Source organism: Tunturiibacter empetritectus (genome assembly GCF_013410875.1).
In the GTDB taxonomy this organism is placed as follows: Bacteria; Acidobacteriota; Terriglobia; order Terriglobales; family Acidobacteriaceae; genus Edaphobacter; species Edaphobacter empetritectus.
The window spans coordinates 548,848-572,302 of sequence record NZ_JACCCU010000002.1; the positions used below are offsets into that span (position 1 = coordinate 548,848).

Consider the following 23,455-nt stretch of genomic DNA (forward strand, 5'->3'; position numbering starts at 1 on the left):
GAACAGCGACACATTCCGAAAGACAGTCACCAACCACACGAGTAGTGGCGCTCAGTTCCTTTACAGCCAACCAAATAAAAGGCGGACGTCCATCAGAACGCCCGCCCTCATCTCAATGCACCTGATAAACGAAGGTTCCCCAGTTCGTATACGTGGTCCGTGGGCGAGAGAACGTATTCGGAATATACTCCGCAGCCATCCAAAGATCTCCGTTCGGACTCACCATCGCTGCGGAATAATCGCCCCAGCGACCCACTCCTCCGCCCCCAAACTCCGGGTAGCCCGAGAAACCATCGTCCGGCGTCTGACCAATCCCGGCCAGATGCACCTTAGGCGAAACGCTTCCCTTGCTGAAATCGACATACCCAGTACTTGGAAAGTAGTTCTCCCCCGTAAGGCTGAACGCAATCACACCGTTGCCCTCACCGTTCACCGCAAACGCGGGATACATCACCGCCCCATTGGCGATCCCGATCAATCCCTGCTTCCAGATCTTCGCCGAAACAGAACTGAACGTAGCATTCGGATCGATCGCGAACCAGGCAGCGCCTGTACGTGGTCCGCTCGCTCCTTTGGGGTCGAGAAGAACTGTATTCAACGCCGCGTACAGCTTGCCCTGCGAGTAAAACACCTGCATCATGCGGTCATCGCCCGTATCAATCGCCTCTTCAGGCTCTCCCAGCGATTGCCCCAGCGGATAGCTTCCAACTCTCTGTACTGCAGGAACCGGTTGCCCATACTCCTGCGTCGGAATTACCGTCAACTGCAGGTTCAGATTAGGCACGCTTCCATTCAGACTCTGGGTGTTGGTGAGCGACCACACCGCCAGACGGTTGTCCACCGTTCCAGTGAAGTCGAGCGAACTGACAAGGTACTCCGTCCCACGATTCTCCGTGGTCGAAGTTCCAGGCGAAGGAAACGATGGCTGAATCGAAAACGCCTGCCCCTCTGCCACCGGCAGACCGTCAAACCCTGCAGCAGCCACGCTCGACGAACCCGCAATCAGATCGCGCTTGCTGACCGCGATCAACAGTGCCGTCTGAAAGAACCCCGTCGTATTCGAGTACTCATTCGTGTTCAGATACACGCCATCCTTGTTCAATCCCAGCAACGGCTGGTCCCCCAGGCACGGGCACTGCCCAAAGCCCGCGTCCGAGACATCGATGGACTGCACCGTGTAGGTCCCCAGAACATCGCTCGTATCACTGACAGCAACGATCACCTCCGAACCTCCAACCAAAGCCCCCGCAGGCGTGGTGGCGTATTCAAGGATCGTCACAAACCAGCGCTTCGACTCCCAATCGTAAAACGCCCGCGGATCGGACAACTGGTCTGTCGAGCCGTCCTTATTGGGCGCCGTCGGCACGCCGAAGAACGCATTCAAACTCACCGGCGGAGTCAAAGGCGCTCCCGTCTTCGTAAACACCCGCAGCGCCAGGTTCACCGGCTCCAGAATCTCCTCGCCATTGGTCGCAAGACCCTGGTCCGGTGGTTCCACAACAAACCCATTCGCTTCGCCCGAGTCGGTCGAGTCAAGTCCGTCGAAACCCGTGAACGTCTTATCGGGAGCCACAATCGGAAAGCCGCCAAATACAAGACCCGCGCTTGTCGCTTTATTCAGCTCCACATGAGATCTGCCGACGAACGGCTTCGGCATCTGCTTCCGCATCGCCTTCGGCTTCATCGCATACAGTGCCGAAGTCGCAGGAGACTCAACCAGCGCTCGGGCCTGAGCCATACTGGTCGTTCCCTTCTTGTGAACATCGATGTGCTTCTGTTGGGTGGCATGTAGTGTCGGGGTGAGCGCAAACCCGGCGGAGATCGCCAGGGTTATTAAACGGGAAGTGTTCATATAGTGTCCTCGTGGAGTTCTCAAAGATGAACGTACTTCCGGCCGGAGTCTCTGGCAGATCGTATCGCCACAGACTTCCGGCCCGGATTACAGCTAGATAGCTAACAGCTAGATAGCAGCTAGACAAAACCAGCCTGGAAAAAACAGTCCAACTTCTACTGCACAGCCTTCACAACGCTATTGATGAACGTCGCACCATTCGGCGTGCCCAGCCCAGTCACATTGTCCCAGCCTGGTCCAGTGACCAGCGAGGAGTCCGTTCCGAACGTCAGCACGTCCCAGCGAGTCGAGCTGGGGCTTTGGTACAACGCACTCACAAACAGCTTCGTGTTCTCCAATGGTTGTGCCAGAGCAGCCTGACTTTCAAAGATCGGACTGTTCGGCGGATCGATGATGAGGCCCGACACGTTCAGCAGCGTATCGACTGGCGTTACGTTGACGTCCGTGATGGCGCCCTCCGACAACTCATAAAGAATTGGCGCGGCCTGCCCCAGCGGAACTCCCGCAGCCTGATTCGCAATCGCCCAGTAGCCGGAGAACATCGGACAAGAAAGACTCGTCCCCCCGAACACCAGCACCGTCGCATTCGCGGGATTGCCGTCAGGCGAAACGATGATCTCGTTGCCGGTCTGCGGGTCCGCATTCATCGAGATATCCGGCAACAGACGGAACTTACCCTTCAGGCTCTTCTGGAACTTGGGCTTGGCGAAGACAACGCTGGTGCCGCCCCCCGAACCGGACTGAAAGCCAAACAGCAGCGGAGGAATCACGGGAGGATTCGGAGTGGGGTTGGCAATTCGCGCAAGGTTCAAGCCCCATCCCGTCTGCAGTTTGATGTTGCTGTGCGCATCCAGAAACGTACTGGTGCCGCCAACCGCCGTCGCATACGGGGAGTCCGCATTCGCGTTCACCGATACCGCATTGATGCCGAAGTCGGCATTATTCGTGATCAGCTCATCCCCACTGTCGCCAGTGGATACGTTCAGCGAGATCCCCAATGCCGCAGCGATCTGCGCAATGCCGTTCTCTACCACCAGCTCCGATGGATCCAGGTCCTTCAGCGCAATCTCCGAGATCCCGAAGCTGTTCGAGATCACGTTGCCATATCCATTCTGAATTGCAGCAAGATTGCCAAGATCAAGATTGGTGAAGGAGTTGTCCGCTGTCAGCACCAGCACGATGTTGGCATTCGGCGCGATCGCGTGAGCCCACTCCACATCCAGCGTCGTCTCGTACTGCCAGTTCCCTGCAATGCACCCGTTCGTAGCGGTGCAGGTAGCGGGCCCGGTCGGCTCCACGATCTGAAAGTTCGAAGACGTGAACGCAGGCAATCCATTCAGCTGCGAGAACAGATTCGCATCGGACACAATGCTGTTCGAGCCGAACGCATCGACGATGACGATGGTCTGTCCAGCCCCGTCCAGGCCCTTCTTGTACAGCGGCTTCAGGCCGTACGCCTCTTGGATCTCAGCCGCATCGTAGCCGCACGGCGGCAGATTCGGCGGTTTGGCATTCGTGATGCTGGCTCCATAAAGATTGCCGGCATAAAACGCCTCCGGAAATGCTCCATCTGTCTTGAAGACCTTCGACGCGGCTCCACGCAGACAGTCCGCGCTGTAGAACAGTCCGTCGGCGCCGGCCGCGGAGGGAGAGACTCCCTCATAAGGCACGCCGCTCTCCGGGTTCACCGAAGGCTTTACCATCGCATGATATTTGAGATCGCTTAGCCCCTGCACCGTCGCCACCAGCGCGCTCGCCGGTCCCGCAACCGATGCTTCCGTCGCGTTGGCATGGTGGACCTCTCCGTTCACCATCACCTTGTTGATCTTGGTATTGAATGCCGTCTGCGCGTCCCCAACCTTCCCTTCGGCCACAACAAAACGGTTATTCTTCTCCGTCGACGTCACCTTCATATTGTGAGCCGCCAGGTACTCGCGAACCACGCCGGCTTCTTTCTCAGTCGGCGCGAACTTCTCGTTGAACTCCTTCAACGTCAGGAACCGGTGATAGTTCGCCGAGCCCTTGTCATACATCTGCTCGACCGCGGCATCCAAAGCCGCTTTGTTATGCGGATTCAGCCAAACCCTCACTGAAATCTGCTTGGATTCGTCTTCCGGGCCCACATTCGTCGTCTGGCTGGCCGGGGCAGCAAATGCCGAACCCGCCGTCAGCGCAAAAGCTCCCAGCGCAGCGGCGATAGTAAGGCGAGAAGAGGCATGATTACGAAAAGAGTGCTGCTTCATAGCAAAATACCCTCATGAGATTGATTTATCGATCGGTTCAGTGGTGAGTCAGTGGTGAGAGGAGCGTGGGCGTACAACGAACGTGGGATTGCGAGGCATCGCCGTTGGTACTAAGTGACTTCGGTGGACGAATACTACGGGCCTCCTCCGGCAAGGTCAAGCTCCAAAACTGCTTTTGCGTGAGGCGAAAAAAACTTTCAAAACCTGTCACATCTTTCGAAGCCAAAAAACACGCTGCCAGAACACCACGTTCACCACGCAGTCCACCACGTTCTCACCACCCAAAAACCACAAACCAAAACACCATTTTCTCGAAAACCCCCAGCAAAAACCCCACTCCCCAAGCCGAAAAAAACTCCCAACAAATTTCACCGCAACCCCGTTTAAAATGGAACCAGACCAACCCAAAAGGCCCCCGAACAGATGACCCACCCCACTCCCGGCAGAATCGAAAGCATCGTAGGCCCCATGTTCTCAGGCAAATCCGAGGAGCTCATCCGCCGCCTCAAGCGCGCCCGCATCGCCCGCCAGCGCGTCGTCTGCTACAAGCCCGACATCGACCTTCGCTACCACCGCACCTCCATCGCCAGCCACAGCTCCCAGACCCACGAAGCCTGCACCGTCACCAACGTGGAGCACCTGAAAGCCTCATTATTGCCTCAGTTAGACGACATCGACGTCATCGGAATCGACGAGGCCCAGTTCTTCGACGACACCATCCTTCCCCTCACCGTAGAGCTCGTCCACCTCGGCAAACGCATCATTCTCGCCGGCCTCGACACCACCTTCAACGCCGAGCCCTTCGGCCCAATTCCCGCCCTCATGGCCATCGCCGACGAGGTCACCAAGCTCTCCGCCGTCTGCATGGTCTGCGGCGCACCCGCCATCCACACCCAGCGCTTAGGCCAAAGCCAGGAGCTCGTCCTCGTAGGCGCTGCTGGTCTCTACGAAGCCCGCTGCCGCACTCACTTCGAGCCCTTCCTCGACGACCAACACTCCGAACAACTCGAACTTCCCACCGTCGCAACGCCTCTCTAAGCAAGCAGAAACACCGAACAGGAAAGCTCTTTGCGAGCATGATAAAAAGAAGCGACCTTTCCCGGAGATATCACGTTGAGCAAAAAGCAAGAAAGAATCCTCACTGGCATCTTCCTGTTCTTCGTCTGTGTGCAGCTAGCCCATTTCGTGCACAGCGGGTGGTATACGTACGCGCACACCGCGCGGGTCCCAAGACCACCAAAGGGTGAGACTTTTCGTATTGCCCTTCCTGCTCTGATCAATACGACCACCAGAATCTTTCATCTTGCCGACACGTCCATTACTGCCGCCGCGTTCGACTTGATAACAGGGTTCTCCGCACTCTACCTCTTGTATTTAATGACCGTCGATCTCCCCCTGGAAGAGCCGGACCGACCGAAAGACAGAGCGCTGAAGATCCTCCTCTTCCTGGCGATCATTCAATTTCCACTTGCTTGGGTCGTTCCCTGGCAACGGCCGGAGACCATGCCTTCCGCTCTCTTCCTGGCGTTCTCTCTCTTCTGTCTAGCGAATATCGAAAAGAATCGGATGTGGGCGCTCCCGCTTCTGGCTGCAGTCCTGATTCAAACCTTCGTTCGGACGGACGTACCCCTTATCTTTGGGATTGCGACCGCCTTCGTTGGTCTCTTGACCCTCGTCAAACGGGGATCGCAAGGTAAATTCCGCGCGAGCCTGGACTACATCGTTATCGGCAGTCTAACCGCCCTCATCGCTGCGGGGATTCAGGTTTACCTGCACATCCTCTATCCACAGGACAGCCTGGACATCCAGTTCTGGCCCAATTTTTCCTTTCACAATCTCGAGATCCTCACCATCATCTTGGCACCGTTCGTCTCATTCGCACTCTTGTTGATCGTCTATCGGCCTTCTCTAACTGCCGTGGAAAAAGTGGCGATTGGGTCTGCTCTTCTTTATCTACCGATGTACTTCACGTTCGGCCTCGCCTCCGAAGCGCGCATCTATGTGCCCTTCCTGCTGATTATGTGCATGGTCACCGCCAGGGTATCGGCATCTTTCCTGAGCGCCCGATTCGACTCCGCCACCTGAAACGCAGCGTGACGAACATCCATCCGCCGGCGGCCTCAAGCTGCTAAAAACGCCTTCCACCGATGCTGGTCTCAGTGCTTCGAAACCATCTCCATCACGTCCTTGCGCAGCGCAGCCAGCCGGCCGAGCATAGTACATATGCCCCCAGGATACCTTTGCTTCCAGGCGGCGAGCAACGAAGGCGATTGAAAACGTGTAATCCGAGGGCCACGGTGCCATAGAAACGATGGCGCGTGCCGAAATCTTACCGGTGGGCTCTGCGCCAGAAGTGCGACGGCCGCAGATCTGATAGCGCGAGCGAGGTATAGTCCCTAACTGTGTAGCCTGCAAATCGGAAGTCGTTGGGGCGTGAGTGTGGCAGGTGCCAGCTAAGGGAATAGAAGGCAACAAACAGGACAGTCGCTATGTTGGTTTGCCAGACCTGGGTGCGGGATGCGCGTTGGCGTTCGTCCGCCTCGCGTTCAGATGGATCAGATTGGCGAATGTTTTCAATCATCATCAACAGCAAGGCGATGGCGAATACGCCGATGTAAATCCAACGACCCCAATCAATCGTCATGTAAAGCAGCACGCCGATTGCACAGCTGGTTAAGGCAATCATCGAGAGCAATATCTTCAGCAAGGGCCTGCCTGCTTTCCATCTCCAAAGCGCGGCGAATGCCATGATCAATGGCACAGAGGCTAAGAGCGTACAGACTAGATATCGACGGTTGTAATGCCACAGCGGGTGCTCATAACGAGCCTCGGCGCGCTCTTCCTGGAGGGTCAGACCGATCTGCGCTATTTCGCCCCTGCATGGTGCAGGGAGGATTCGTTCTTCGACGTTGTAGCCCAAAGATGCGCAAATCCGCCGTGTAGTGTTTGAGTCGCCATGATGCGTGAGCGTCAACGCCAGCATGCAGAACATGCAGATGAGAGGACACATCAGGACGTTGAGCAAGCGTCGGCTCAGCCCGAATTCAATGGCGAGCGCGGCGAGGACCAATCCGCCGTAGAGTATGGGCGCGTCATGGCTCAGAATGCAGATGGCGACGAAGACTGTCGTGTATGCGCTGATCCACGCGTCACGTATTGAACCGCGGAGGAGGACGAGAATGAGCAGACCAAGACCAGCGAGGAGAATGGTTTCCTTTCGGAAGCCGCTCGGATACTCCTCCAGCTGAAAGGCCAATGTTGCCGGTGAGACCAGTACCAGTATCATCCAGAGCTTAAGGCGCAGGCCAATCAACAAGCGATAGAAAGAGTAAAACATCGCTGCGTAGCACGCGAGCTGCATGATGAGAACGAAGACGTCCGGCGACACGTGCATCAGTTGCCCGAGACGAAAAGCTGCTTCGCCCGGTAGCCCTCGACGGACGAAGCCACCTTGATAGTTCACCAGCCAGTCGCCCATGGACCAGATGTTTCTCTCGCGCATCTGCTTGATTCCGATGAGAGCGGTTGCCGTGGCAATCACAGTGACGTAGAGAGAAATCCACGGGCGGAAACGTTCAGATGGGCGGAGCCTGTTCATGTAATCCTCACAGCTCGCGAGCCAAGCTGAAGCAACGATTGATGTTTTTAGAAATTGTAGTTTAGCCGCATGCAAGGCGCCACAAATGGTCCTGGATTGTGCTGTGATGGCTCAAGAGTGAGAGCAGGCGGCCCGTCCGGCAGGACCCCCTTCAATGCTTCGACACCATCTCCATCACATCCTTGCGCAGCGCCAGCGAGCTAGCCGGCCGTGCATAGTACATATGCCCCCCAGGATACTCATGCACCTGCACTCGCGTCGGATCACCCATCGGCGGAATCTGGCTCACCGTCAACACCGAACCCATAAACGGGCAGGATAGGTCCGCCCATCCATGCGCAATCACCACGCGCAGCTTCGGATCGGTAGCCACCGCAACCCTCAGATCCGTCGCGGAAGCCGACCCCGAAAACGCCCCATTGCGTCCGCTGTTATCCCACATCCTGTTCACATCGAACGACAGCGCGTTGTAACTAGCATCCGTCTTCCAGCCAACCGTCCGGGTCACAAAATCCACCATCGCGGTTGTCGTTGGCGCAATAATGCTCAACAAAATGGGGTCCTGAGTCTCCTGCGTCGGGTTATAAGGAAACGGATCGTAAGCCGTCACATTCGGGTCATACCGGCTGCCCAGCTTACCCGTCTCCCGAAACTCCTCACGCAAAAACGCCTGCGTCTCCAGCCGTCCGCCGGACTGCTTCACAAACGTCGGATCAAGTCCCGTCAGCTCCGTCACCCTCTTCACCAGACGAGGCGTCGCCGCAGGATCGCTGTTGCCCTTCATCAGATCCACCGCATACTCCCCGCGCGTGTAGTCGATCACTCCGGCCATACTCTCATTCGTCAACTTGCCCTGCCGCTCATAGTTCGCCGCGACGATCGAAGGCAACGTCATCATCCACGGAACCGGCGAGATATCCGGCGAACCACCCTGAGGAGACAACGCCGGCGAAACCAGCACCAGCCCATTAACCGCAACCCCGGTCTGCGACTGCAGATAAGCCGTCAGCCGCGGTCCGCGGTACCCCCCGTAGCTCTCGCCCACAATGTACTTGCGAGACTGCAGCCGCCCGTTCTTCACCAGCCAGTCGTAGATATTCCGCGAGAGATACGCAATGTCCTGGTCCGGCCCATAAAACTGCTTCTTCGACTCCTCCTCCGACACCAGCGAACGCGAAAACCCAGTCCCAATCGGGTCGATAAACACCAGGTCCGTAAAGTCCAGCCAGGTCCCCGGATTATCCATCAACGTCGCCGGATCCGAAGGACTCTGCCCCTCCGCACCGAACGCCACTCTCTTTGGCCCGATCGCCCCCAGGTTCAGATACACCGAAGCCGCGCCCGGTCCCCCGTTGAACGCAAACGTCACCGGCCGGTCCTTACCCTCAACGACATAGGACGTATAAACCACCTCGCCGCTCAGAGCGCCTTTGCTGTCCCGTACCGGCAGCGTGCCCACCGTCACGGTATAGTGCAGCGTCTTGCCCTCAAGCTGCATGGTCTGCTCTACATGCGCGTCCGCCGGAAGAGGAGGCAACGTCGCTGACATTCCCGGCGTAGTCGCAGGCTTCGCGTCGGCAGGCTTGGCATCCGGCGCGGCTTGTGCAACAGCAGAAAGAGGAGCCACTGCGAAAAAACCACTAAGAAGGCATGAAAAAATAACGAACTTCGACAGGGACGCGCACTGCGTTGCAATCATGATCCAAATTTTACATAGTTGTTCCCATCCAACACGCAACCCAAACAAATACTTCGGTATTCTCATCACGTAGCCGATTCGGAGAATAGAGCCCATGCGCAACATCCTCGCCATCACCCTCAGCCTTCTCGTTGTTCCCGCCCTCATCGTCCCCGCCTTCGCCAAGCCAAAGAACATCGTTATCGTTCCCATCAAGACCGGCACCGGCGAAGATGCAGGAACCGCCACCTTCAGCCCCTCGAAGAAGGGCGTTCGCATCAAGCTCGACCTCAAGAACCTCCCCGTAGGCGAGCACGGCGTCCACATCCACGCCAAAGCCCTCTGCGACGCACCCGACTTCAAAACCGCAGGCGGCCACTTCAACCCCGAAAACAAGCAGCACGGCTTCCAGAACCCCATGGGCCACCATGCCGGCGACCTGCCAAACAACGTCACCATCGGCGAGGGCCACCTGGGCCAGGCCATCTTCAACGTCAACTATCTCTCGATGGACCCCGCGGCGGCCAACAGCATCCTCGCCAACGGAGGAACCTCCATCGTCATTCACGAGAAAGCCGACGACATGAAGACCGACCCCTCCGGAAACTCCGGTAATCGGATCGCCTGCGGTGTCATCCCCGCCCCAACCCCTTAGCCCGCATTCACTGTCCATCTTTGAACAAACCGGAACGCCCATGCGTATAGCAATCCATGGGCGTTCTGCAAATGGCGATTCCGACAGTGAGCCGGTACACGGCGCTCAAGTACCCGTTGCGCCGCCTGCCTCGAGTCCCGGCACAGCCCGTTACTCAGCGTGCCGAAATCCTTCAAGTCCAACAACAAATCAATCCATCCCCCGCTCCACGCGGTACACTTCTCCCACCGACAAAATCACTTGAGGCGAAGTTGGAGCGTACCCCACAACAGGATGCGGCACAGGAAGCAGCGCAGGAAGCCCTAGCCAAACTGGTACGCCAGTGCATGGCTGGCGACTCCCAGTCCTGGCAGCAGCTCGTCGCCTCTCAGCATCGCCGTATCTACGCCATCTGCTACCGTTTCACCGGCTCAGGTACCGACGCCGAGGACCTCACGCAAGAGGTCTTCCTCAAGCTCTACAAGAACCTCTCCAGCTTCGATACCCAAAAAGGCAGCTTTCAGACCTGGATCACCACCCTGGCCCGTAATCTCCTGGTAGACCACTTCCGCCGGACCCGCCTCGAGCGTGCCTCCGACTCCCTCGACGCCACCTTCGACGGCGAAGAGGACGGCCCTACCATGGCCGATCGGCTCGCCGACCCCCGGCCCTCCCAGGAACACCACGTGGCCGGCCTCGAACTCAAAGTTCGCGTCCAGCACGCGCTGAAACAACTCTCCCCAGAGCTTCGCGAAGCTGTTATTCTGCGCGATCTCGAGGATATGGATTACAAAGAGATATCACAGGTTCTTCGCATACCCGAAGGAACCGTAAAAAGCCGCATCAGCCGCGGTCGCGGGGAACTGGCAAGGCTTCTGCAACGTATAGAAAGTTAGTGAACATAGTGCTAGAGAGAGAGGTGGTTTAAAGTGGCAGACTTCAACCAATTCGGCAGCGTCAAACCAGGCGCACCCGGAGATCCTCAGCACTGCGCGCAGTGCGAGGCCATGCTCGCCGATGCCCTCGACGGCACCCTCTCCACGGCAGACCAGGCCACCTTCGACACCCACATGATCGGCTGCCCTGGCTGCGCCACCCTGCTCGCCGACGCCCAGCGCGGAGCCGCATGGATAGAGATGCTCAAGTCTCCCCGCCCCGAGCCTCCCGCCTCCCTCTTTGAGAGCATCCTCGCCCAGACCAGCGGCAAGACCGCCCTCGGCCCTGCCAAAGAAGACCAGCCCCCCATCGTCCTCGGCCGAACCGACTACCTGCGCACGCCCAATACCCTCCCCGGCCATTCGTCCCTGCTTCCCTCCGTTGGTGGAACGCTCCCTGCCAGCCCCTTCGCCTCTGCCAAGGTTCTTCCCTTCCGCACCCGGGTCGCCTACGGGCTTCGTTCTTTCGGCCAGACCATGCTGCAGCCTCGTCTTGCCATGACTGCTGCAATGGCCTTCTTCTCCATCGCCCTCACCATGAACCTCACCGGCATTCGCCTCGGTCAGCTTCACGCCAGCGACCTCAAACCCTCCAGCATCATGCGTAGCTGCTACGAGGCCAAGGCCAAGGTAGTCCGTTACTCCGACAACCTCCGCGTTGTCTACGAACTCGAGTCCCGCGTCCGCGATCTGCAGCGCTCCTCCAACGAAGACGGAGCAGCCGGATCGTCTGGATCAACCACTCCAGCCAACCAGAACGACTCCTCCCAGCCGAACAGCAAGCCTGCGGGCGCTCAGCCGGATAATCCGGATAGTCCAAAAGACCAGAAGCCCGGCCAGAAAAACGACCAGAAGAACAGCCCCAAACCCAACCCTGGCTCCAGCCGCCGCGAAACTCCCGGCGGAAATGTCCAGCTAGTAGCGTCTGTCAGTACCCGGGCCCCTCTCCCCTTCCAGTCTCAAGATTTTGTTGTCTTTACTCCCAGTCTCATTAAGTCGGAAGGGGGATTGGTATGACTTGCGCAAACCATCCTGATCGTGAACGTGTTGCTTTTTGCCAGAACTGCGGAAAGCCACTCTGCCAGGAGTGCACCCGCACCGTCGGCTCTGCTGTCTTCTGCGAACCCTGCCTCGTCGCTAAACTGGCCGGTGCCGCTCCACCCGCTGGCGGAACCTACGCTGCCGGCCCCGCAGGCACGTCTTACCCCTACAGCGCAAGCGAAGCCGGTGCGAACTACAGCGGCGTCATCCCGCCTTCTGTGCCCCCAGGCGCTCCAAACCCCGGCCTCGCCGCTCTTCTGGGCTTTATCCCCGGCGTTGGCGCCATGTACAACGGCCAGTACGCCAAGGGCGTCGTCCACCTGGTCATCTTCGCGATCCTCGTCAGCCTCTCCGACCAGCACGGCATCTTCTTGTTACTAGTCTTTGGCTGGGTGGCCTATCAGGTCATCGAGGCTGGCCACACCGCCAAAGCCCGCCGCGACGGCACTCCCCTCCCCAATCCCTTCGGCCTCAATGATCTCGGCGAGCGCCTGGGCTTCGGAAAATCTTGGCCCGGCTCCGGCCAATCATCTGCTGCAGCCCCCTTCATCCCGCAGGGAACAGCCGACCCCACCTCCGACATCCCCAACTCCCCGTCAGGCAGCGCCTACACTCCACCACCCTCCGGCTATCCGCCGCAGCAACCTGCCTCCGCTGCCTGGGGAACTCCCTGGGAGAACTATGCCACCCCACCCATCCCTCCAATCCCGCCCTACGGCACACCGGACTACCCGGTCGATCCCAACCTTCCGCGCAACCGCTTCCCCTCCGGCGCCCTCTGGCTGATCGGCCTTGGCTGCATCTTCCTGATCGGCAACGCCGGCCTCTTCCACCACTTCCCCATCCACCGTATCGTGCCCTTCTTCCTGATCGGCCTAGGCGTCTGGCTCTTCGTCCACAAGATGACCGGTACCGGCAACGGCCTCTCAGACGACGGCACCCCCGCCTACCAGTACCGCCTCTTCAGCGCACTGCGCGGCTCCATCTGGGTCATTCTCGTCGGTGTCCTCTTCCTGCTCGACTCCTTCGACATCCTCTCCTGGTCCCACAGCTGGCCGCTCTTCATCATCGTCGCCGGTCTCATGGCCGTCTTTCAGCGCACCTCCTTCAACTCAGCCGCAGCCGTAGCCTATCCCTATGGGGTTCCTCCGGCCTCCCCGATCACTCCGCCCCCACCGGCCACTCCGAGCACCAGCATCGTGCCCTCCAACCAGCACGATCAGGAAGGGAGCTAGGCCATGGGAAGCTATCCTCCTCCACCCTACCCACCACCCCCCGGCCCTCCCTACGGAGGCGACTGGAAGTATCAGCGCCGCGTCCTCAAAGAGCAGGCCCGCGCCCAGCGCGACATGGCCAAAGCCCAGCGTGACGCCTATCGCTACCAGGCTCGCAGCCTTCGCCGCAGCTCCATCCTCGGCCCTCTGCTCCTGATCACCATCGGCATCCTCTTTCTTCTGGTGCAGACCGGCCGCGTCGCAGCGCACAGCCTCTGGGACTGGTACGCCCGCTTCTGGCCCATCCTGCTCGTCGGCGCCGGCATCATCATGCTCCTCGAGTGGGCCTACGACCAGTACATGCAATCCGATGACACCCAGCCACGCTATCGTCGTCGTCTTGGCGGCGGCGTCTTTTCCCTGCTCCTGATCCTCGGCATCACCGGCATCGTCTTCAGCAGCGTCCGAAATGGTAACGGCCACAGTTACATGCTCAACGGCCTCAATCTCAACCAGGACAATCTGGACGAGTTCCTTGGCGACAAGCATGAGAGCGACCAGACCCTCTCGCAAACCTTCCCCGCCAACAGCGGCTTCACCGTCGACAATCCTCGTGGCGACATCTCCATCTCCGGCACCAGCGACGACAACCAGATCCACATCGCCGTCCACAAAGCCGTCTACACCCGGTCCGACTCGGACGCCGACAGCAAAGCGCAAAAACTCAGCCCAACCCTGACCAACACAGGAGACAGCCTGGCGCTCTCCATTCCAACCATCGACGGAACCCGCGCCGACCTCACCATCTCCCTCCCCGCGACCGCGCCCCTGGTCATCACCGCCAATCATGGCGACGTGCACGTCAGTGCGATCAAAGCCCCGCTTCAGGTCACCGCCAACCACGGCAACATCGAGCTCACCGGAATCACCGGGCCCGTCATCACCCACGTCAACAACAGCGACTCCGACCTCTCCGCGCACAGCGTCTCCGGCCCCCTCACCATTCAAGGCCGCGGCCACGACACTACACTCTCCGACCTCAGCGGTCCCGTCACCATGAGCGGAGACTTCTTCGGCACCACGCACTTCGAGCGCATCCGCGGCCCCATCAAATTCCACACCAGCCGCACCGACCTTCAGTTTGCCCGTCTCGATGGCGAGATCGATATCAGCCACTCCGACATCTCCGCCAGTGAGGCCGTCGGCCCCTTGACCCTCACCGCAGGCAATCGAAACGTCACCCTCGACCGAATCGCCGGAGACGTCACCGTCACCAACCGCAACGGCTCGGTCGACCTCACCAGCGCGCCTCCTCTCGGCAATGTCACCGTCGAAAATCGCAACGGCTCCGTCAACCTCACTCTGCCCGAGCAGGCAGGTTTTGCCTACCAGCTCGACGCCACCAACGGCGATATCGAAAGCGACTTCTCCGACATCAAGATTCCTGACGGCGGACTCCAGAAGAAGACTGTTAGCGGCACCTCAGGCAAAGGCGGTCCGCTCTTTCACATCTCTACCAGCCAGGGCGACATCTCCTTGAAGAAGGGGAGCGTCATGCCCCTGCCACCTCTGCCGCCCATGCCTAAGATCACCGTCATGCCCCTTCCGCCTCTGTCTCCCATGATGCCTCCCGAGGCTCGCCAGGCTATTCAAGACGCGAAGCAGGAGGAACGGGAAGGCAAGCAAGAAGCAGAACAAGCGAAGCGCGAAGCCAAGCAGGAAGCTGACGAAGCGAAACGCGAAGCAAAGCAGCAAGCAGACGAGGCGAAGCGTGAAGCAGATGAAGCCAAACGTGAGGCCAAACAAGCCGCTGACGAGGCCAAACGCGAAGCCAAGCAGCAGAAAGATCAAAACCAATAGTTCCTGTGACTGCTAACGGCACCCAGATCAGATGCCGGATCAGCTCACTGCACCAACCTCAACGCTTCGCCGCAATCGAGATCGGAGTCGATGCCCGAACTCCATACGTATCGGCAAAACTGCGCTGATTAATCCCCAGGCTCAACCGGCCGCGCGAATCAATGTAAGCCAGAGGCTTCCCAACCGCCACATCACTAAAGGTCTTCACAAACGGCAGCTGGTAGAGATGATCGCCCACCTGCACCGGCACGACATCCCCTACGCGATACCCAAGCTTCGCAAACGTCTCCGCCGGCACATTCAGCACCAGGTTTCCAAACGGACCATCGGTCCCGATCACCTCCCCATGCAGGCCTGACGCATCCACCACCGCGCTACGAATACTGAGCCTCACCAGACTCGCCACCTCCACCGCGGGTCCAGCCTTGGTCCAGTCATCGCCCCGCGCAAGATGCGCCCCTGCCGGAGAAAAGATATCCCTGCCATGAAAGGTCGAGGAGGTCTTCGCCCCGATCATCCACTCCGGATTCGTAATCTGTCTCACTCCATCAATTCCATCCCGATCCTGGACCAGTGTCAGCAGTCCGTTATCCGGCAACACAAAATACTGCCCCAGTTTGGAATGGGCGATGATGGCCTTGCGCGTACTTCCCACCGTAGGATCGATGACCACAACAAACACCGCATCCTTCGGAAAGTAAGGCGAAGATCCCGCCAGAAATCGCGCACCCTGCGCAATGTCGTAAGGCGTCGCCTGGTGCGTGATATCAATAATCTGCACCCCAGGCGCAACTCCATTCATCACCGCCTTGCAGATTCCAACCGCATCGTCCTTCACATCGAAGTCCGTCATAAAACCAATCGTCCGCAGCACAGTTCCACCAGCCCCAGCAGGTCCAGCGGAGCCGCTCTGTGCCGAAGCCTCGCGGACAAAACTCGCCCATAAGAAGCCCACCACCAGCAACAGAACACAAATCCTCTTAAACAAATTGAGTTGTCTCACCAACAGCCTCACAGAAATGAAATAGGGATCTCCTCCATCATACCCAGTCAGCGAGCAGTTCCAGCAAACAGTATGAGAATGGTGTCGAAGCACTGAGAGGTCCTGCCGGACGGGCCGTCTGCGCTTAGTCACCCCGCTTCGGCCACTTCGTGGCTTGTATACCTGGTCTCGGCACGGTAACGACCATGGGACTCGCTTTTGCTCGGCGAGCGTGAACTAACTTCGAGAGCAAGATCGCGATGGGCTCTCATCAAATGACCCGGCGGAGTTGTAATTGACGTCGCCAAGATAGATGGCCCGCAGCGGGAGGTTTTTGTTGTCAGGTAGCTTCATGTCGATCGTAATGAAACCATTCGCCAGATGTTCTATCTCGAAAGAATTCCATCCCAATAGAAAATTCACCCGACCTGTCGGTGTCGGGCCATCTTCGTCGCCGCCTACAACAGCGGTCACTTTGACGACCGAACGTCCAGTCGACTCAATTGATTCGCACGTGAGCACGATTCTCGATTTTGCCTTGCCCCCCGCGACCGATGGAAGACTGTTCCGATAGAAGATCGAATGGATGACCGGCGTATGACTGGCTCCGTGCTCCAGTCCGAAAAGAGCAGCGCCGCACACCATCAGAGACAGAACTCCTCCCCAAAGCATAAAACTGAACTCGATTCCCCGCTCTTCTAAACTCGCAAAAGAAATCATCAACCCTTCGTTGCCATTGGACCCCGTTGAAGTAACCCGGCTCTCCATAGCCCTCTTCGACACCAGTCGCACAATAAAAGTTCCCGGCACTTCGAGTTGACCCGCGATTCGAGTCAAATGGATCAGCTAGTCCAGGACCCTGTCCAGGGTCAGAACATAAGGCAGGTTGGCGAACACCAGACCGGTTTTTTCACCTCGGGCCATCACCCTGCCTACCAACTTTCCGTCCTGCGGAATGAGCTTGACGACCAACTTGCGAACTCCAAAGGCCCCAGCGCCGTCTGATTCAATCAGCCCGGTCGACACCCCTTCAACACCGGGGCCCTGCGATTGCATCTGGAGAATCTCTGTTGCAGGCGCCGTTCCAAGCGCGAGTGTTGCAGAAGTGCTCGAGTCCACCTGCAAGCGGAGCGGCTCCTCTGCACCGCCGTTCCACAGTGTGCCCTTCCACCGGCCGATGAATTCGCTTGTCGCCACAAAGGGTTTTGACCGAGGCCCGGCGTTCTCCTCCGGTGGCGTCCATTCGGAGAGGTAGCTCTTGAGAATCTGGTTACAGATCCCGTTAGCCAGCTCTGTTCCATCAGTTCGATTCGTGAGCACCAAGCACGCGAGGTCTTCTGACGGCACCATGTAAAGTTTGGTAGCGACGCCGGGTTGTCCGCCGCTTTTGAGCACGTAGGGCAAACCTGACTTCAACGTGCCGGTAAACCAACCAAACGTGGTTGCCACGCCTGAAGGCCCAACGTAGACCGGCTTATGAAGTTCGTCGATCCACCTTTCCTCCAAAATTCTCTTCTGGCCTGGGACATGGTTCTTCATGTTCCACATCGCAAAGAACGCGAGATCGTGAGCGCTGACGTAGAGTTCTCCAGAGGGGGGAGTCGACGTGGTGTAATACGGAATCGGCTTCCCCGCATCGTCATATCCAATGGCGCGCGTCGATAGCCGCGCAATATCGGTGCTAAAGAAACTGTCATTCAAGCCGAGCGGTTGCAGGACTCGTTGCTTCATTAAAGTGCCGAAGTCCGTGCCGGTCACATTCGATGCGATCGCGCCCAGCGCACTAAAGCCGATGTTGCTGTACTCGTAGACCGACCCGGGCGAATAGGCGAGTCTGCCGTATTCCTGTAAAACAGCCTTGGCATCTGGCGCTGGCGTTGGTCCGCCCTGGAAGTACCCTGAGAACATCCCCGGCAATCCGCTCACATGCGCCCCTAACAAGCGAACCGTGGCAATATGGGGGTTGCCGTTTGGACCTCTGATTCCGGCTCCGGAAAGATATTGATTCGCGGGCGCGTCGAGAGCGACCTTCCCCTCCGCAACGAGCGTCATCAGCATCGTGGTCGTAAAGGGTTTGGTGATAGATGCGAGGCAGAAGGGCGTGCGGGCGGTTGCCCGGATACTCTTCTCGCGATCGGAGAATCCAAAACCCTCCTCCCAAACGAGATGGCCTTTGTGAACCACAGCGACGGCGACCCCGGTGGCCTTGCCGCTTGCAACCTCCTCGAGAATCCGCTGTCGCACAGGAGCAAAATCGTGCTGCTCACCGCCCCCTGCAGTTAGTTCCGTACGACTCCCATAGAGCCGCGATGTCGAAAGCACGCCCCCAACGGACGTGGCGAACAGCGCACGTAGAACCTCTCGACGGTTTGTTGGTGAAGTCATACAGCTCCGCCTCCTTCAGGAAAGCATATGGCCTAGTTTGATACGCACAAACATCCGTCTCCGTTCGTTGGCACAACGACGGGTGCAGAAGCAGGCAGCGCTGCCGTTGAGCAAAGACCAGTCAGCTTCGGGTCACTGACCGCTTGGAAGCGCACATTTACGGAATTCACGATTCTGAAATTCGGAAACCACTTCTACAGGCCTGGGGAGAGAGAGACAACAGCGCACACCTATCGAACCACTTGCCGGGTGCCGGGTGCCCCATTCATGCAGTTTCATCGCATGAGTGGGCCTTCGAGCGAAGCTCGAACCCTCCCACCAGCAAATTCCCCGGATACCCTCCATAACTAAGTAAGCACCCTTATCTCACCCAAACTCAAGCAAGAGACCCCACATACGCCAGATGTCTACCCAATTCTGACCTACCTCTAACGATCCGGGTGCCGGGGCCCATCCTTCGCAATCTTGCGAAGGGTGGGATGTAAAATCTCGATCGATGGGTAGCGCAGTCATGGCAAAGATGGGTGAGCGGGGGATTTACCGACCCATTCAGTGCACCCTTGCCTGTCCGCATCACCCTTAAAGCTTCCCCCCCAACCCGCTCGGCCACGTCGGAATCTGGACCAAACCGCCCTTACCAAAGAGTCAGTCAAGGCTAAGGTTGTAGCATCGAGGGCATTTCACAAGATCAGCCCAGTTCGACGAACATTTCCCCACTCTCTGGCAAGTGACCTCCCCTCTCTCGCACAACCATTCTCACCACTCTCAAAGACCACAGTTACACCACTATGCGACCACATATCCACCACGCTGCAACCACAACTTTGCGATAGGAAAATGCTCTTCCGATCGCCAGAAAGGCAGAAGATCTCAGTCTGAAAACAGCACTGATACCCCTAATTACCTGAAATCCACCAGAACTCACCACAAATGCCGAAGACTGTTTTTATCCACAGTCAATTGGTCAGTCCTCTGGTATTGACTTTCTAAGCCCGCAAAAGCATAGCTAGCCTTTCCAGTGCGGCTAGCTCTGGCAATAAAAAAGCCCCATCCTCGAAAGGATGGGGCTCTGTATTATGCCGGCGATCACCTAATCTCCCACACACTTACGCGTGCAGTACCATCGGCCCAACGAGGCTTAACTTCCGTGTTCGGGATGGGAACGGGTGTGACCCTCGCGGTAAACTCACCGGCAAACTTTTGAAATCTCGCTCTCGCGATCTTCCACAACTGAATAGATTGGGATTAGACGTTTGTTGCATTTACTGCGTATTTTTCCAAAAGATATAACTACAAAGCTTGTATTGAATGACTCCAGAACAGTGGACTCCGTATTGTTTTACGGACTATCAATTCACTGCGCAGAGTAAATTCTATGGACAAGCCGAACGGGCGATTAGTACTGGTAAGCTACATGCATTACTGCACTTCAACCTCCAGCCTATCAACCTAGTGGTCTTCTAGGGCCCTTCATTTCCCTTTTGGGTTGGGAGATCTCATCTTAGAGCGTGCTTCCCGCTTATATGCATTCAGCGGTTATCACAACCGAACTTCGCTACCCAGCCGTGCCCTTGGCAGGACAACTGGAACACAAGAGGTTCGTCCATCCCGGTCCTCTCGTACTAAGGACAGCCCTCTTCAAATCTCCTACGCCCACAGCAGATAGAGACCGAACTGTCTCGCGACGTTCTGAACCCAGCTCACGTACCACTTTAATCGGCGAACAGCCGAACCCTTGGAACCTTCTACAGCTCCAGGATGTGATGAGCCGACATCGAGGTGCCAAACCGAAGCGTCGATATGAACTCTTGGCTTCGATCAGCCTGTTATCCCCGGCGTACCTTTTATCCGTTGAGCGATGGCCCTTCCATACAGAACCACCGGATCACTAAGGCCTGCTTTCGCATCTGCTCGACTTGTAGGTCTCGCAGTTAACCACACTTATGCCTTTGCACTCGACGGTCGATTTCCAAACGACCTGAGTGTAGCTTCGCGCGCCTCCGTTACAATTTAGGAGGCGACCGCCCCAGTCAAACTACCCGTCTTACTATGTCCCTCTCCCAGATAATGGGAGCAGGTTAGAATCACAACAACCGCAGGGTGGTATCTCACCGTTGGCTCCACCGAACCCAAAAGTCCGGTATCAAAGCCTCCCACCTATCCTGCGCAGCAGTGGCCGTAACTCATAGTAAAAGTATAGTAAAGGTGCACGGGGTCTTTTCGTCTAGCTGCGGGTAACCGGCATCTTCACCGGTACTACAAGTTCGCCGAGCAACTCGTTAAGACAGTCGAACGATCGTTACTCCATTCGTGCAGGTCGGAACTTACCCGACAAGGAATTTCGCTACCTTAGGACCGTTATAGTTACGGCCGCCGTTCACCGGGGCTTCAGTTGAAAGCTTCGAGCTTGCGCCCTAACCTCTCCCTTTAACCTTCCGGCACCGGGCAGGAGTCAGCCCCTATACGTCGTTTTTGACTTTGCAGAGACCTGTGTTTTTGTTAAACAGTCGCCGTTCGCGTTTCACTGCGGCCCCTCTGGGCTTGCACCCTGAAGGGCGACCCTTCTCCCGAAGTTACGGGTCTAATTTGCCGAGTTCCTTAACAAGCTTTCACTCGAGCGCCTTTGGATATTCTCCTCGTCTACCTGTGTCGGTTTGTGGTACGGTTCCCAATTTCTCTCCTTAGAGGTTTTTCTTGGCACCATGAAATCAGCAGCTTTCAGCCATTCGGCTTACTGCTTTACGCCTCACTGTTAAGACTCTCCGGATTTGCCTAGAGAATCCAGCTTACGCGTATCGAACACCATAGCCATATAATGTCCTGCCTATCCTTATGCGTCACCCCATCGTAATAACGAAAAACTGGGAGGTCCGGAATATTAACCGGATTTCCATCGCTTACGCCTTTCGGCCTCAGCTTAGGGACCGCCTAACCCTGAGCGGATTAACCTTCCTCAGGAAACCTTAGACTTTCGGCGTGAAGGGTTCTCACCTTCATTATCGCTACTTATGCCGGCAGGGTCTCTTCTGTAATGTCCACGCATCTTCCCAGTTGCGCTTCATCCACGACAGAATGCTCTCCTACCACGCACACCTAATGGTGTGCATCCGCTGCTTCGGTATACAGTTTTAGCCCCGTTGTATTGTCGGCACCGGACCGCTTGACCAGTGAGCTATTACGCTTTCTTTAAAGGATGGCTGCTTCTAAGCCAACCTCCTGGCTGTCTGAGCGTTCCGACTTCCTTTCCCACTTAACTGTAATTTTGGGACCTTAGCAGGCGGTCTGGACTGTTTTCCTCTCGACTGTGAAGCTTAGCCCCCACAGTCTGACTCCCGGGCTGGTTGTGATCGGCATTCGAAGTTTGATTAGATTCAGTAAGCCGGAAAGCCCCCTAGTCTATCCATGTCTCTACCACCGATCCAAATCACCCGAGGCTAGCCCTAAAGCTATTTCGGAGAGAACGAGCTATAACGGAATTTGATTAGCCTTTCACCCCTACCCTCAGCTCATCCGAGCTTTTTTCAACAAACACCGGTTCGGTCCTCCAGTGAGTGTTACCTCACCTTCAACCTGGCCAAGGGTAGATCATCCCGCTTCGCGTCTATTCCTGCCAACTTATCGCCCTATTCAGACTCGCTTTCGCTGCGGCTCGCTCACGCTTAACCTTGCTGACAAGAATAACTAGCCGGCTCATTATGCAATAGGCACGCGGTCAGACATTCCCTTACGGGCATAGTCCTCCCACTGCTTGTAGGCACACGGTTTCAGGTACTTTTCACTCCCCTCAATGGGGTGCTTTTCGCCTTTCCCTCACGGTACTGGTTCACTATCGGTCAGAAACGAGTATTTAGCCTTACGGGATGGTCCCCGTGGATTCAAGCAGGGTTTCTCGTGCCCCGCCTTACTCAGGTACCTGCTTCGAGTCTGGATCGCTTTCGTCTACGGGTCTGTCACCCTCTTTGGATCTCCTTTCCAGAAGATTCGACTAGCAACCAGATTGGTAACTCTACTTTTGCAGGCCCTACAACCCCCGAACTACCGAAATAGTACGGGTTTGGGCTGTTCCGATTTCGCTCGCCACTACTATCGGAATCGAGGTTTCTTTCTCCTCCTGGAGGTACTGAGATGGTTCACTTCCCTCCGTTCGCCTGTTCCTACCTATGAATTCAGTAGGACATACCCAGGTTTTACCTGGGTGGGTTTCCCCATTCGGAAATCTCCGGATCAACGCGTGTGTGCCGCTCCCCGAAGCTTATCGCAGCTTGCCGCGTCCTTCATCGCCTGTTTCTGCCAAGGCATCCACCGTGCGCCCTTAGTAGCTTGACCATAGAATTTACTCGCACGCAGCAAAGTGACAACCTCTGCAACATAGAGCTATCTACGTTTGATATAGTCCACGCCTGTGTCGTACAACCCTCATCTCAACTTGCGAAAATCAGGTCGATAACACGAAAATTATTCTAAAGACACTCAATACTGACGACAGCGTTGCTATCAGAGACAACCTGAGAGCTAGCTGCTCAGCCTTGTAGTTATATTTACCCAATCTATTCAGTTGTCAAAAATCCTAGAGCAAAGTTGCACGAATCGCTTCGCTGCGTCTTGCTTCGCGCCCTCAGGCGGCTTGAGCATTCCTGCTCAAGGTTCAACTTCCACAAATGGAAGCTCAACCTCAAGCAGACATCGCTTGCTTTACATGTCGAATATGCCAATCGAGAAGTTATGGTGGAGCTGAACGGGATCGAACCGTTGACCCCCTGCTTGCAAAGCAGGTGCTCTCCCAACTGAGCTACAGCCCCTTGATGGTCAGTTTAGCTGACCGTCGGGATAAAGGTGGTGGGCCTGGGTAGATTCGAACTACCGACCTCACCCTTATCAGGGGTGCGCTCTAACCAACTGAGCTACAGGCCCGAAATAGCAGCCCTGCGCGAAGCTCCTAGCACTTAGCTAAAAGCTAACGGCTAGAAGCTACTAGCTGGTTTTTCTCGAAAGATTTCGAGGACACAGTTGAACGTGCATGGCAGCTAAGCTGC

14 protein-coding genes, 2 tRNA genes and 2 rRNA genes are annotated in these 23,455 nt (G+C 57.0%); 7 read left to right on the forward strand and 11 right to left on the reverse strand.

The window, feature by feature from the left end; translation table 11 throughout:
• Positions 1-112: 112 nt before the first annotated feature.
• Positions 113-1,852, reverse strand: coding sequence for a hypothetical protein (locus tag HDF08_RS14595; RefSeq protein WP_179639359.1), 1,740 nt, complete (start codon positions 1,850-1,852; stop codon positions 113-115).
• Between the two features lie 155 nt (positions 1,853-2,007).
• Positions 2,008-4,095: a S53 family peptidase gene (locus HDF08_RS14600; protein WP_179639360.1), complete on the reverse strand. Its 2,088-nt coding sequence runs from the start codon at positions 4,093-4,095 to the stop codon at positions 2,008-2,010.
• A 423-nt stretch (positions 4,096-4,518) separates the two neighbouring features.
• On the opposite strand from HDF08_RS14600, the gene HDF08_RS14605 reads away from it, so the two are divergent.
• Together HDF08_RS14605 and HDF08_RS14610 are read left to right on the forward strand one after the other, a co-directional pair.
• Positions 4,519-5,133 carry a thymidine kinase gene (locus HDF08_RS14605; protein WP_179639361.1) on the forward strand — a complete coding sequence of 205 codons (615 nt, stop codon included), beginning with the start codon at positions 4,519-4,521 and terminating at the stop codon, positions 5,131-5,133.
• Positions 5,134-5,208: 75 nt separating this feature from the next.
• Positions 5,209-6,180 (forward strand): hypothetical protein, encoded by a 972-nt coding sequence (locus HDF08_RS14610; RefSeq protein WP_179639362.1) that lies wholly within the window; start codon positions 5,209-5,211, stop codon positions 6,178-6,180.
• Between the two features lie 244 nt (positions 6,181-6,424).
• On the opposite strand, the gene HDF08_RS14615 is transcribed toward HDF08_RS14610, so the two are convergent.
• Both HDF08_RS14615 and HDF08_RS14620 read right to left on the reverse strand, forming a co-directional pair.
• Positions 6,425-7,693 carry a hypothetical protein gene (locus tag HDF08_RS14615; RefSeq protein ID WP_179639363.1) on the reverse strand — a complete coding sequence of 423 codons (1,269 nt, stop codon included), beginning with the start codon at positions 7,691-7,693 and terminating at the stop codon, positions 6,425-6,427.
• Positions 7,694-7,844: 151 nt separating this feature from the next.
• Positions 7,845-9,320: a S10 family peptidase gene (locus tag HDF08_RS14620; protein WP_373563202.1), complete on the reverse strand. Its 1,476-nt coding sequence runs from the start codon at positions 9,318-9,320 to the stop codon at positions 7,845-7,847.
• Positions 9,321-9,486: 166 nt separating this feature from the next.
• Here HDF08_RS14620 and HDF08_RS14625 point away from each other — a divergent pair, with 166 nt between their 5' ends.
• From HDF08_RS14625 to HDF08_RS14645, 5 genes are read left to right on the forward strand one after another with little or no spacing between them, the layout of a single operon-like run.
• Positions 9,487-10,026, forward strand: coding sequence for a superoxide dismutase family protein (locus tag HDF08_RS14625; RefSeq protein WP_179639365.1), 540 nt, complete (start codon positions 9,487-9,489; stop codon positions 10,024-10,026).
• A gap of 56 nt (positions 10,027-10,082) precedes the next feature.
• A complete protein-coding gene (locus tag HDF08_RS14630; protein WP_179639366.1) occupies positions 10,083-10,901 on the forward strand; it encodes an RNA polymerase sigma factor in 819 nt (272 codons plus the stop codon).
• Between the two features lie 33 nt (positions 10,902-10,934).
• The gene (locus HDF08_RS14635) at positions 10,935-11,957 is read left to right on the forward strand and encodes an anti-sigma factor family protein (protein ID WP_179639367.1); all 1,023 of its coding nucleotides are present in this window, start codon (positions 10,935-10,937) and stop codon (positions 11,955-11,957) included.
• Entirely contained in the window at positions 11,954-13,216 is a 1,263-nt protein-coding gene (locus HDF08_RS14640; protein WP_179639368.1) for a B-box zinc finger protein, read from the forward strand. The genes HDF08_RS14635 and HDF08_RS14640 overlap by 4 nt, the downstream gene beginning before the upstream one ends.
• A 3-nt stretch (positions 13,217-13,219) precedes the next feature.
• On the forward strand, positions 13,220-15,055 hold the full coding sequence (locus HDF08_RS14645; RefSeq protein WP_179639369.1) for a DUF4097 family beta strand repeat-containing protein: 1,836 nt from the start codon (positions 13,220-13,222) through the stop codon (positions 15,053-15,055).
• A gap of 58 nt (positions 15,056-15,113) precedes the next feature.
• Here HDF08_RS14645 and HDF08_RS14650 read toward each other — a convergent pair whose 3' ends face one another.
• The 7 genes from HDF08_RS14650 to HDF08_RS14680 form a co-directional block, all read right to left on the reverse strand.
• Complete coding sequence (locus HDF08_RS14650) at positions 15,114-16,058, reverse strand: SAM hydrolase/SAM-dependent halogenase family protein (protein ID WP_373563203.1); 945 nt, start codon at positions 16,056-16,058, stop codon at positions 15,114-15,116.
• Positions 16,059-16,274: 216 nt separating this feature from the next.
• A complete protein-coding gene (locus HDF08_RS14655) occupies positions 16,275-16,805 on the reverse strand; it encodes a hypothetical protein (RefSeq protein ID WP_179639370.1) in 531 nt (176 codons plus the stop codon).
• A 78-nt stretch (positions 16,806-16,883) separates the two neighbouring features.
• Positions 16,884-18,422 carry a serine hydrolase domain-containing protein gene (locus HDF08_RS14660; RefSeq protein ID WP_179639371.1) on the reverse strand — a complete coding sequence of 513 codons (1,539 nt, stop codon included), beginning with the start codon at positions 18,420-18,422 and terminating at the stop codon, positions 16,884-16,886.
• Between the two features lie 1,077 nt (positions 18,423-19,499).
• A 5S ribosomal RNA gene (gene rrf, locus HDF08_RS14665) occupies positions 19,500-19,616 on the reverse strand.
• Between the two features lie 181 nt (positions 19,617-19,797).
• A 23S ribosomal RNA gene (locus tag HDF08_RS14670) occupies positions 19,798-22,748 on the reverse strand.
• A 397-nt stretch (positions 22,749-23,145) separates the two neighbouring features.
• Positions 23,146-23,221: transfer RNA gene (locus tag HDF08_RS14675), tRNA-Ala, on the reverse strand.
• A gap of 35 nt (positions 23,222-23,256) precedes the next feature.
• A tRNA-Ile gene (locus tag HDF08_RS14680) sits at positions 23,257-23,333 on the reverse strand.
• Between the last annotated feature and the right edge of the window lie 122 nt (positions 23,334-23,455).